The sequence below is a fragment of the Micrococcus sp. genome (assembly GCF_030523875.1).
In the GTDB taxonomy this organism is placed as follows: domain Bacteria; phylum Actinomycetota; class Actinomycetes; order Actinomycetales; family Micrococcaceae; genus Micrococcus.
In genome coordinates this window covers 1-11229 of record NZ_JAUNHR010000071.1, presented here as the reverse complement: position 1 = coordinate 11229, position 11229 = coordinate 1, and the positions used below count along the sequence as shown (strand labels likewise).

The 11229-nt window shown below is 70.3% G+C and carries 10 protein-coding genes and 2 pseudogenes; 4 read left to right on the top strand and 8 right to left on the bottom strand.

Translation table 11 applies throughout. From position 1 onward, the window contains the following. The 3 genes and pseudogenes from Q4D18_RS09305 to trxA form a co-directional block, all read left to right on the top strand. Positions 1–835: pseudogene (locus tag Q4D18_RS09305) on the top strand (hypothetical protein); the annotation flags it as partial. 94 nt (positions 836–929) lie between these two features. After that, a complete protein-coding gene (gene trxB, locus Q4D18_RS09300) occupies positions 930–1931 on the top strand; it encodes a thioredoxin-disulfide reductase (protein ID WP_303127629.1) in 1002 nt (333 codons plus the stop codon). A 108-nt stretch (positions 1932–2039) separates the two neighbouring features. Further along, a complete protein-coding gene (gene trxA, locus Q4D18_RS09295; protein WP_303127626.1) occupies positions 2040–2363 on the top strand; it encodes a thioredoxin in 324 nt (107 codons plus the stop codon). Positions 2364–2477: 114 nt separating this feature from the next. On the opposite strand, the gene Q4D18_RS09290 is transcribed toward trxA, so the two are convergent. The 8 genes from Q4D18_RS09290 to rpmH form a co-directional block, all read right to left on the bottom strand. Beyond that, positions 2478–3923, bottom strand: coding sequence for a ParB/RepB/Spo0J family partition protein (locus Q4D18_RS09290; RefSeq protein WP_303127624.1), 1446 nt, complete (start codon positions 3921–3923; stop codon positions 2478–2480). Positions 3924–6398: 2475 nt separating this feature from the next. After that, positions 6399–7346, bottom strand: coding sequence for a ParA family protein (locus Q4D18_RS09285; protein WP_303127621.1), 948 nt, complete (start codon positions 7344–7346; stop codon positions 6399–6401). A gap of 74 nt (positions 7347–7420) precedes the next feature. After that, positions 7421–8134, bottom strand: coding sequence for a 16S rRNA (guanine(527)-N(7))-methyltransferase RsmG (gene rsmG, locus Q4D18_RS09280; protein ID WP_303127619.1), 714 nt, complete (start codon positions 8132–8134; stop codon positions 7421–7423). Beyond that, positions 8127–8720 (bottom strand): R3H domain-containing nucleic acid-binding protein, encoded by a 594-nt coding sequence (locus tag Q4D18_RS09275; protein ID WP_303127615.1) that lies wholly within the window; start codon positions 8718–8720, stop codon positions 8127–8129. Before Q4D18_RS09275 ends, rsmG begins: the two co-directional genes overlap by 8 nt. Next, positions 8717–9724 carry a membrane protein insertase YidC gene (gene yidC, locus Q4D18_RS09270; protein ID WP_303127613.1) on the bottom strand — a complete coding sequence of 336 codons (1008 nt, stop codon included), beginning with the start codon at positions 9722–9724 and terminating at the stop codon, positions 8717–8719. The genes Q4D18_RS09275 and yidC overlap by 4 nt, the downstream gene beginning before the upstream one ends. 5 nt (positions 9725–9729) lie before the next feature. Beyond that, positions 9730–10095 carry a membrane protein insertion efficiency factor YidD gene (gene yidD, locus Q4D18_RS09265; protein WP_303127611.1) on the bottom strand — a complete coding sequence of 122 codons (366 nt, stop codon included), beginning with the start codon at positions 10093–10095 and terminating at the stop codon, positions 9730–9732. Between the two features lies 1 nt (position 10096). Next, positions 10097–10495, bottom strand: a complete 399-nt coding sequence (gene rnpA / locus Q4D18_RS09260) for a ribonuclease P protein component (RefSeq protein ID WP_303127608.1) — start codon at positions 10493–10495, stop codon at positions 10097–10099. Positions 10496–10523: 28 nt separating this feature from the next. Beyond that, entirely contained in the window at positions 10524–10661 is a 138-nt protein-coding gene (gene rpmH, locus Q4D18_RS09255) for a 50S ribosomal protein L34 (protein ID WP_303127606.1), read from the bottom strand. A 355-nt stretch (positions 10662–11016) separates the two neighbouring features. Between rpmH and Q4D18_RS09250 the strand changes: the two are divergent. Further along, positions 11017–11229: pseudogene (locus Q4D18_RS09250) on the top strand (chromosomal replication initiation protein DnaA); the annotation flags it as partial.

The following is an 11229-nucleotide window of genomic DNA, read 5'->3' as shown; positions in this document are numbered from 1 at the left end:
GGCCGCCGACCCGGCACGCACCGGGGCTTCGGGTGAGCGCGCCGCCGCCGGAGGCGCCGGGGGCTCGTCCGCCGCGCCCGCCGCGCCTGCCGGGACGGCCCCGACCGCCGACGAGCCGGCGCGGGCCTCGAGCGGCCGGTCCTGGCTGCTCGCGCTCCTGCTCGTGGGCGCCCTGGTCCTCGCGGGCCTGGTGGGGCTGTTCCTGCTCGGCCAGAACACCCGCTCCGTCGCCCCCTCCCCCGCGTCCTCCTCCCCCGCGCAGTCCGAGGAGGCCGCCTCCGAGGCGGCCCCCGCCGACGACGCGACGTCGGAGGCGCCGTCGTCCGAGGCGGCCGCCCAGGAGGAGACCTCCGCGGCGGCCGCGGGCCCCGCCGCCGTCGAGCCCCGGCCGGTGGCCGTCGAGCGCCGCGTGGCGGAGATGCCCGAGCTGGAGGCGGAGAACGACGACACCCTGAGCAACCTGATCGACGGCGACCCGGGCACCGCGTGGCAGAGCTACGCCTACAACCGGCCCAACTTCGGCGGCTACGTGGACAGCATGAACGTGGTGGTCGAGCTCGAGCAGCCCGCGCAGATCGAGGAGGTCGTGGTGCAGTCCGCCGGCGGCACCGGCGGCAGCTGGATCGCGTACATCGCGGACAGCCCCGAGGGCGGGCCCGGCGACGCCCGGGAGATCGGCCAGGGGACCTTCGACGAGGGCTCCGTCGCCGTCCCCGTGGAGGTGGAGGACAGCACGGCCCAGTACGTCATCCTGAGCCTGACCTCCCTGCCCCAGATCGAGGACGGCGCCGAGCATCCGTACGGGCTGCAGCTGACGGAGATCGAGGTCCGCTGACGCCCTCCCCGGGCGGATGGGCCACGGAATAGGCGTCCCCCGCCCGCGGTTGCCGTGGGGGAGCGAGAGACATCCCCGACCCCTGGAGGACCACGTGAGCACCCCCGAGCAGGACCAGCAGGTCCGCAACGTCGTCATCGTCGGCTCCGGCCCGGCCGGCTACACCGCCGCCGTGTACACGGCCCGTGCCAACCTGGAGCCCGTCATCGTGGCCGGTGCGGTCACTGCCGGCGGCGAGCTGATGAACACCACCGAGGTGGAGAACTACCCCGGCTTCGCCGAGGGCATCATGGGACCCGACCTCATGGCGGCCATGGAGGCCCAGGCCCGCCGCTTCGACGCGGAGATCGTCTTCGACGACGTGGTGGAGGCCGACCTGACCTCCTCCCCCAAGGTGCTGACCCTGGGCGACGGGTCGCAGATCCGCGCGCACGCGGTGATCATGACCACCGGCTCGGCGTACCGCGAGCTCGGGGTGGAGGGCGAGAAGCGCCTGTCCGGCCACGGCGTGAGCTGGTGCGCCACGTGCGACGGCTTCTTCTTCCGCGACCAGGAGATCGCGGTGGCCGGCGGCGGCGACTCCGCGATGGAGGAGGCGCTCTTCCTCACCAAGTTCGCCTCCAAGGTCCACGTGCTCGTGCGCCGGGACCAGCTGCGCGCCTCCAAGATCATGGGGCGCCGCGCCATGGAGGAGCCCAAGATCGAGTTCCACTGGAACACCGAGGTCGCGGCGGTGAACGGCCAGGACAAGCTGGAGGGCCTGACCCTCCGGGACACCCAGACCGGCGAGGAGTCCGCGCTGGACGTCACGGGGCTGTTCGTGGCGATCGGCCACGACCCGCGCACCGACCTGGTGCAGGGTCAGCTGGAGCTGACCGAACACGGAACCATCCGGATCGAGCACCCCTCGTCCCGCACCTCCGTGCCCGGCGTGTTCGCCGCCGGCGACGTCACCGACCACACCTACCGTCAGGCCATCACGGCCGCCGGCTCCGGCTGCGTGGCCGCCCAGGACGTCGAGCACTACCTCGCCGAGGTCGCCGACGTCGAGGAGGCCACCCCCGCCCCGCCGTCCTCGGACAGCAACCCGGCCTGAGCGTCTTCTCCTTCACCCCTGACAGGCGTCAGGAGTGAAGGTGAGGACGGCACTGACCGTCAGCCGTCCGTCCCGTCTTCCCACCCCCGTCCGACCAGGAGGAACACCATGAGCACCATCAACGTCACCGACGCCGACTTCCAGGAGAAGGTCCTCGACTCCGAGGTGCCCGTCCTCGTGGACTTCTGGGCCGAGTGGTGCGGCCCGTGCCGCATGCTGGGCCCGGTCCTCGACGAGATGGCCGCCGAGCACGAAGGCAAGGTCGTCATCGCCAAGCTGAACGTCGACGAGAACCCCGCGTCCGCCGCGAAGTTCGGCGTCACCTCCATCCCGCTGGTCCTGGGCTTCCAGAACGGCGAGAAGGTGGCCGAGTCCGTGGGCGCCAAGCCCAAGCAGCAGCTCGAGAAGGAGTTCTCCGCGCTGCTCGGCTGAGCCGCCCCTCCCCCATCACGGGGATTGCAGGAGGGCCCCTCCACCGTCAGGGTGGAGGGGCCCTCCTGCTGTGTGGACATCGCCCGCCGGAGCCGGCCGACGACGTCGCCCGCCTCAGCGCTTCTTGGGCTTCCCCGAGGGGGCCTCACCCTGGATCAGGTCCATGATGCGGTTCAGGTCCTCCACGGAGGTGAAGTCGATGGCGATTCTCCCCTTGCGCGCGCCGAGGGTGATCTTCACCTGGGTGTCCAGCCGGGAGGTCAGGGCGGTGGCGAAGTAGTCCAGGCGCTCATGTCGCGTGCTCTCGTCCCGGCCCCGGGTGGCCTTCGGCGCAGGACGGACCGAGCCCTGCAGCTGGGCGACGGCGTCCTCGGTGGCCCGAACGGAGAGCCCCTCGGAGACGATCCGCTGGGCCAGGCGCTCCATCTCCGCCGGGTCCTCCAGGCCGAGCAGCGCCCGGGCATGCCCGGCGGAGAGGGTGCCGGCCGCCACGCGCCGCTGCACCAGCGGGGGAAGGCGCAGCAGGCGCATGGTGTTGGAGATCTGGGGGCGCGAGCGGCCGATGCGCTGCGAGAGCTCCTCCTGGGTGCAGGAGAAGTCCTCCATGAGCTGCTGGTACGCGGCCGCCTCCTCCAGGGGATTCAACTGGGAGCGGTGGAGGTTCTCCAGAAGGGCGTCACGGAGGAGATCCTGGTCCGGGGTCTGCCGGACGATCGCGGGGATCGTGTCCAGGCCGGCCTTCTGGGTGGCGCGCCAGCGTCTCTCGCCCATGATGAGCTCATAGGGGGTCGACGCGTCGGTGACCTCGCGCACGACGATCGGCTGCAGGATCCCCACCTCGGTGATGGAGGTGACGAGCTCCGCCATGTGCTCCTCGTCGAACACCTCGCGGGGCTGCCTCGGGTTGGGGTGGATGTCCCCCACCGGGATCTCTCGCAGGACGGCGATGCCCGGGGAGACGGTGGAAGCGTGATCCGCGGGAGCGGCCGGAGCACCCTCGGCAGCCGGGGAGGCCGTGGAGGTCGTCCTGCGGCCGGGTGCCTTCACCGTGGGCATGGCGGGGCGGCCGGCCCGGGAGGAGCGGCGGGGCGAGGCCGCCTCCCCCTCGTCCTGGGTGGGGGCGAAGAAGATGTCTGCCGGACGCTGACGAGGGGGCGTCTTGGCGCCGGAGGCCTTCGAGTCCGTGGTCGTCTTCTTAGATGAAGCGGACGAACTGGACTTCGCGCGAGAAGATGAGGTGCTGGTGGCTCGTCGGGGAGCCAACGGCGTGGAGGGCCCGGCCGCTGCGTCCTTCTTCTGGACCGTCGCGTCCTCCGCAGTGGTGGCGGGCGAGCCGGCGTCGTCATCGGGGGAATCCTGGTGTGCGAGCTCGAGGGTCTCCTGAGACTCCACCGCGTTCGACCGGCGGCGAGGTGGGGTGCGCGTCTCCTCCGGGGCGGCTTGCCTGGCCGGAGCTGCCGTTGTAGAAGAGGTTCTCTCTTCTGTGTCAGGCTCGGTCGTGTTCTGGATCAAGGCACCCAGGCCACGGCCCAGTCCCCCTCGGCGGCTGGTCTTGACCACTGCTTCCTCCTTGTTCGCGGCATTCCTGCGTCATTCTACGGTTCGAGCGGTCGACGGGGAGTGCGTCCACCCGCCCGATGCCGTCGTTCGGGCGACGTGTTGTTTCACGTGGAACATGAACTCCGTGACTTCTGACCTGAAGGGGCGTCGGGTCGTGGCTGGCCGTGTCGGGGAGGCCGCAACGACCCCAGTCGCCCCTGCGGGACTGTCCTCGTTCCATGGCCCCCCCCTCGCGAGTTGCCTCGTGGTGGAGATCCTCACGAAGGGCGTCGATAGCGGCTGAGAGGCACGCGATGGCAGGCTGACAGCAGCGGCATCGGGCTTCGGCTGAAGCGAAGGAGGCCATGAGGTAACCCTGTTCCTCTGTCAGAACGCCAAAGGTTTTGTTTGTGGCTTCGGCTCTCGACATTCCCGTGCGGTTGATGTTCATCTGCCCCGATATCGACCCAACATGGTGCCGCCGGGGCGACAGCGCCATTCAGGGGCGGCTATGTTTCACGTGGAACATGGCCCAAATAGTCCCCCAATTCGGACCGGGGCATCTACCCTGGGCCACGCGAGGGATCATTGTTCACCGCAGATGTGTGGAGATGAACGGGGCTGGTGAGCGATCGCGGTTCCCAGAGCAGCTGAACGGATCCGATGGCCATTCGGCACTTCTTCATGACATCCTGACGGCCCACGTCCTCGTTGGTCTCTGCAGCCATGGAGCGCCACCTTGAGGGTCAGTCGTCGGGTCATGGCCGATCGCGTTTCACGTGAAACGTGGGTTGGGGTGCCGAATGGTGCGGGGGCAGGTCCTGCTGTCCAAGAACACCCAGGTGCAGCTGTTCGTACTGCGGAGCATTGTGCTGCTTCCGCGGATGTCGCGCACAGCCTGCATGACGTGCCCCTTGGGATGGGGAATATTGCCGGTCTCGATGAAATTCCGGGGATCTGTCCCGTGCCAGCGATCGCCTGGTCCTCAGCGACAGTGGTAGGCATGCCACTCCCGCCCCAATACGGATCTGCAGACGGCTCCTCGTGTTTCACGTGAAACGTGCCACATGAACATTGGGGTCCAATCTCATCTCACCATCTCCTATGGCCGCACACCCTCACACGTAGCCCGTTCGATGACACGTGAGGGGAGTCTGCAAAGGGGCATCGAAGCAGATCACCTCATCTGAAGGCACTCTGGATCGGGCCTGCAAGATGAAGAACCCCGCCCTGAGATGTTCCACGTGAAACAGCAGGGCAACCGTCACTCCCACGCCCGAAGAGCAATCGTGGCGCGCGTTGATCGGGCAAAAAAGCGTCACTGCCCCCTCATCCTGATGATGACCTCGGGAGGATAGAAGGTGCGCCGGTCGCCCTACGCTTCCTCATGATTTCTGTCCTTCTCCAGGTCGCGGGTCGATACTGAAGAATGGGTGCGTCTGTCCAAGCTGCCGCGCGGTGAGTCGGAGTTTCACGTGAAACAGCGCCACACCCCTCAGCCCAGATTGCGGCCTCCGTCAGGATCACCAGACCGAAGACGTCATGCGGTTCCGTAGGGGCCACGCGACACCATGGGCGTAGCGCCGACCTCGAGGTTTATCCCCCGTAGTTGTGCACATATCAACAGTGTACGCGCTTATCCCAGCCCTCTTCCTGCATAGGACGGACACCCGTGCCGCATCTGTGGGCAACCCCTCTTACTGTTCAATCATTCAATCTTTGATGTGGCGTCGGGCCCGCGTCACATGTATACAAAACAATGTATGAGTGCTGCCGTCTCCGAAGAATGGCGGACCATCTCGGGGATGGGTTGCTGTGAGCGCCCTGGTAACCGGCGCCGGCCTCACAGGATCCGATTGTCTCCGCCGCGCGCGTCGCCCAACGGCGGGAGACTCCGTCTCACGGCAGTGGTTCATTGATCCGAAGCCGTCACTGACCTTCTCGGTTCAAGTGGTACGACAGGTGCCTCTCCCTGTCTCTCCCTTGTTCCTCCTTGGACTCGTCAACCGGAGGGCTGGTCTCGCACGAAGCATGGAAGGGTCCACCAGGGGACCCGGCCCGACTGAAGCAGGACATGCGGACACCTCGCGTCGTGCTGGTCACCCAGGCCAGAACGACGCGAGGGCCGCGACGGGGAGCCGGCCCCGGCCTCTCCGTGGCACCTGTCTGCCCACACCCCATGGCCATCGCAAGGTCAGCTGGCCTGTCGTCCGCCCTCGGTCCGGTCTCCCGCAGTGTGAGCAGCGACGATTGAGGATGAGCCTTCTTGAGTTCGGCGCCTCCGGCACAGGCGCCGTTCCACGTGAAACATCATCACGGCAATCAACCCCTGAGACTTGTCTTCGGTATTCGACCATCCGAACCGGCGCACTCGGCGACGGCCCCCGCCATAGGGGCGGGGCCGTCGTCGTCGTGAAGAGGACGGGCTGGACCGGAGGGGCCGATCCTGCCGCGGGCCTCCCCGCGCGGCCCGCAACGGGCCGGGGGGAGAGGCGGTCAGCATCCGGTGCGGACGGCCGGCGCCCCGCGGCGGGCGATCTCCGCCGCCGCCTCGCGGTAGGCCACGGCGCCGGCGGAGGCCGGGTCGTAGGTCAGCACGGTCTGCTGGTAGCTGGGGGCCTCCGAGATGCGGACGTTGCGCGGGATGGCGATGTCCAGGAGCTGGCCCGGGAAGTGGGACCGCACCTCCTCGGCGACCTGCACGGCCAGGTTCATCCGCGCGTCGAACATCGTCAGGAGGATGGTGGAGACCTGCAGGCGCGGGTTCAGGTGCTTCTGGATCATCTGGACGTTGTTCAGCAGCTGCGAGAGCCCCTCGAGGGCGTAGTACTCGGCCTGGATGGGGATGAGCACCTCCTCGGCGGCCACGAACGCGTTCACGGTCAGCAGGCCCAGGGACGGCGGGCAGTCGATGAACACGTAGTCCAGCCGCTCCTGGTCCTGGTCCTCGCGCCACGCCATGTACCGCTCGAGCGCCCGGGACAGCCGCTGCTCGCGGGCCACGAGGGACACGAGCTCGATCTCGGCGCCGGCCAGCTCGGTGGTGGAGGGGACCACCTGCAGGCCGTCCACGTCCGGGGCGTCCTGCACAACCTCGTGCATCTCCATCTCGTCCAGGAGCACGTCGTACACCGAGGCGACCTCGGCGCCGTGGGGGACGTTCAGCGCCGTCGAGGCGTTGCCCTGGGGGTCCATGTCGATCACGAGCACGCGCATCCCGGTGCGCGCCATGGCCGCCGCCAGGTTCACGGTGGTCGTGGTCTTGCCGACGCCGCCCTTCTGGTTCGACGTCGTGAACACCCGCGTCCGCTCGGGCGCGGTGGGGCGCCGGCTGCGCAGCCGCGCGGCGTCCTCCGAGGCGGCGCCCCGGTCCGCCGTGCGTCCGGACCACCTCTGCTTGAGGGCCTTCCAGGTGCCTCCGCGGCTGTCCTCGTCCTTGGCCATGCGTCCTCCTCCTCGCCGGGCGCACCGGCATGGTCCGGGGAGACCGGCCGACCGCGCCCCGGGGGAGGGGAGGGTCAGCGGGGACGGCGCGCGGGCACGCGCACCACGGTGGTGGGCTCGGGGAGCAGGTCCCCGCCCACGGTGACGATCTCCGGTTCGCCACCACCATACTTGCGCAGGGGCTTCTGGGCGGCGGTGATCTCGTCCGCCGCGGAGCGGCCCTTGATGGCCAGCAGCTCGCCCGTGCTGCGCAGCAGCGGCATGGTCAGGGGCAGGAGGGTCTTGAGGGCGGAGACCGCGCGGGCGGTCACCACGTCCACCTGGACCTCGTCCGCCACCTGCTCGGAGCGGGCGCGGACGACCTCCACGTTCGTCAGGCCGAGGTCCGCCACCACCATCTCGAGCCACGTCACGCGCCGCTCGAGGGGCTCGATCAGCGTGAAGCGGCAGTCAGACCGCGCCAGCGCCAGGCACAGGCCGGGCAGGCCAGCACCGGAGCCCACGTCCGCCACGAGGGCGCCCTCGGGCAGCAGCTCGGCCACCACGGCGCAGTTGAGCACGTGGCGCTCCCACAGGCGGGGCACCTCCCGCGGGCCCAGCAGGCCCCACTCCGTGCCCGTGGTCGCCAGGTGCCCCACGTAGCGCTCGGCCAGGGGGAGGGCCTCGCCGAAGAGGCGCTCGGCGGCGGGCCGCAGCGCGTCGCCCAGCTCCGGGGCGGCGGACGACGACGGCGCGGCCGCCTCCGCCCCCTCGGTTCCGGGGTCCCGGGGGTCGCGGGTCTCAGCCATCGGCGCTGATCACCACATGGCGTCGCGGGCCCTCGCCCTCGGACTCGGAGGCCAGGCCGGCCTCGGCGACGACGTCGTGCACGATCTTGCGCTCGTACGCGCCCATCGGGTCGAGATGGACGACGCCCGCGCCCTCGCGCACGCGCTCGACCGCCTCGGCGGCGAGGCGGCGCAGCTCGGCGTCGCGGCGCTCCCGGTGCCCGGCGATGTCCAGGATGAGGCGGGAGCGGTGGCCCGTGGCGGCGAGCACGGCGAGGCGCACGAGCTCCTGCAGGGCCTCGAGGGTCCTGCCGTCGGCGCCCACGAGGTCGGCGAGGCGGTCGTCCTCGTCGTCCTCGCCGGGCACCACGGAGACGTAGGTGCGGCCGTCGCGGACCTCGATGTCGATGTCCCCGTCCAGGTCGGCGATGTCGAGCAGCTCCTCGACGTAGTCCGCGGCGGCGTCGCCCTCCTCCTCGAGGCGGCGCACCGCCTCGGCGCGGTCGTCGTCGGCCGGGGCCTGACCGGGCGCCGCGGGGACGCCGGGGGTCTCGGAGGCGACGCCGTCGTCGGGCGCCTGGGCGGCGGTCTCCTCGGGGCCGGTCACTTCTTCCTCCGGTTCTTGCGCTGCGGCTGCTGCCGCTGGTTCGAGGTCCGGCGCGGGGCGGCGTCGGCGCGGACGGACTCACCCGCGGCGGGGGAGGAGGCGGAGGCTCCGGCGGCCTTCGGGGCCGGGGCGGAGGTCACCTTCTGGCCGACGGGCGGCAGGCCCTTGGCGGCGCGGCGCTCGTTGAGCTCCTGCTCCGCGAGGGAGCCGGGGGTCGGGTTGCGGCGGATGATCCACCACTGCTGGCCCACGGCCCAGAAGTTCGAGTAGGTCCAGTAGAGGAGCACGCCGATGGGGAAGTTGATGCCGCCGATGCCGAAGATCAGGGGCATCGCGTAGAGCATGATCTGCTGCGTCTGCATCATCGGGCCGGTGAGGGCCGTCTGGGTCATGTTCTTGGTCATCAGCATCTTCTGCATGAAGAACATGGAGCCGGACATCAGCACGATCAGGATGAGGGCCACGATCACCACGGCCACCGCGTTGTCCTGGTCCAGCGAGCGCAGCAGGGTGTCGGACATGCGGGCGCCGAAGATCGTGGAGCCCTCGAAGGAGCGGATCTGGTCCGCGGACAGCGCGTCCATGCCCTCGCCGCGCTCGGCCGCCCCGCGGGCGCCGATCAGCACCTGGTAGAGGGCGAAGAAGAACGGCATCTGCACGAGCAGCGGCAGGCACGCGGCGAACGGATTCGCCTTGTGCTCCTTCATCAGGGCCTGCTGCTCGAGCGCCATGGCCTGGCGGGAGAGCGAGTCCTTCTTGCCCTTGTACTTCGCCTGGAGCTTCTGCAGCTCCGGCTGGATGGCCTGCATGGAGCGCTGCGCGTTGATCTGCTTCACGAACAGCGGGATCAGCAGGGTGCGGATGAGCACCACCAGCAGCAGGATGGACAGCGCCCAGGTCCAGCCGGAGTCGGCGGGCATGCCGGACATCTCCAGCACGGTGTGGAACGCGCCCAGCAGCCAGGACATGATCCAGCGGAACGGGGCGAGGATGGCTTCGAACATGGGTCTCAGTCCTCCTGCGAGGGGTCAGGTGGGATGGGCGGGTGGTTCAGGGCGATGATCCGGGGCTCGCGTCCCGGGGGCCATCGGCGCCGGCCCGGCGGCACGGGGTCCACGCCGCCGTCGTTCCAGGGGTGGCAGCGGGCCACGCGGGCGGCGGCCAGTGCCGAGCCCTTCAGCGCGCCGTGCACGTGCACGGCCTCCAGCCCGTAGGCGGAGCAGCTCGGGAAGAAGCGGCAGACGGGGCCGTAGAGGGGGGAGACCACCGCGCGGTAGGCCATGAGCAGCCAGGCCAGCACGGTGGCCGGCAGGGCGCGCAGCGGCCCCCACTCCTGCGAGGGCTCCAGCACGACGTACGGGGAGGAGGCGGTCATCTCATCCCTCCTGGGCCCGGGCCGTGTGGCGGCGCAGCGCCGAGGCGAGCGCGCCCTGCACCTCGCGGCGCAGCGTGGCGTGGTCGGCCTCGGCGGCCGGGGGCAGGGCGCGGACCTGCACCAGCAGCGGGCGGCCGCGCAGGGCGTCCGACTCCAGCTCCTCCCGCAGGATCGCCCGCAGGCGCCGCGTGACGCGGTTGCGGACGACGGCGTTGCCCACCGCCTTGGACACGACGAACCCGGCCCTCGGCTGACGAGTCTGACTCGTCGCTGAGGACCGGGCGGGGTCGGTGTCCGAGGCCACGCTCACCACGACGGCGGTCCGTCCGGCCCGGGAGCCGGTGCGGCGGATGTGGCGGAACTCCTCGGGCCGGCGGACGCGGCGGTCACGGGGCAGCACGAGCGCCGCGTCGGCCCGGGGAGCCGGATCAGGCCGAGAGCTCGGTGCGGCCCTTGCCGCGGCGCGCGGCCAGGATGGCGCGGCCGGCGCGGGTGCGCATGCGGGAGCGGAAGCCGTGCTTCTTGGCGCGGCGACGGTTGTTGGGCTGGAAGGTGCGCTTGGTCACTGTGATCTCTCCACGACGTGTTGGTGTGCCTTCGATCGTCGACCTGAGGACATGAACCAGGGGGAAGGACCGGGGAGGCTCTGACATGAAATCCCCGGCGGGCACGGCGGCATGCGCAGAGGGCATGGCACCGCCCCGGGGGACCAGGCGACTCTAGTCGCCCGTCGGCGCGGGGGTCAAACGGGGTGCGCGGCATCGACCCTGGGCGGAGGGGCCCCGGCCGGGCTGTCCACAGGAGGATACGGGTTGTCCACCTCTTGTGCACAACCCTGTGGACAACAGGTAGGCTGACGCCGATCGAAGGCACACCGCAGCGGGCCGCCCGGGCCCGTCGCCCGGGGAGAGGACGTCCGCCATGACGGCAGAGCAGGCCGTGCTGGAGCGATGGCGCGAGGTCGTCTCCTCCCTCGAGGACGACGCCCGGGTCACCGCCCGCCTCATGGGCTACGTCTACCTCGCCCAGCCCCAGGGGCAGATCGGCAACACCCTGCTGCTGGCCGTCCCCAACGAGACGACGCGCGAGACCCTCCAGGGCGCGCAGGTGGCGGACGCCCTCACGGACGCCCTC

Coding starts and splice junctions, on each gene's coding strand:
- trxA (WP_303127626.1), top strand. CDS start 2,040: ATGAGCACCATCAACGTCACCGACGCCGACTTCCAGGAGAAGGTCCTC.
- Q4D18_RS09285 (WP_303127621.1), bottom strand. CDS start 7,346: ATGGCCAAGGACGAGGACAGCCGCGGAGGCACCTGGAAGGCCCTCAAG.
- rsmG (WP_303127619.1), bottom strand. CDS start 8,134: ATGGCTGAGACCCGCGACCCCCGGGACCCCGGAACCGAGGGGGCGGAG.
- yidC (WP_303127613.1), bottom strand. CDS start 9,724: ATGTTCGAAGCCATCCTCGCCCCGTTCCGCTGGATCATGTCCTGGCTG.
- yidD (WP_303127611.1), bottom strand. CDS start 10,095: ATGACCGCCTCCTCCCCGTACGTCGTGCTGGAGCCCTCGCAGGAGTGG.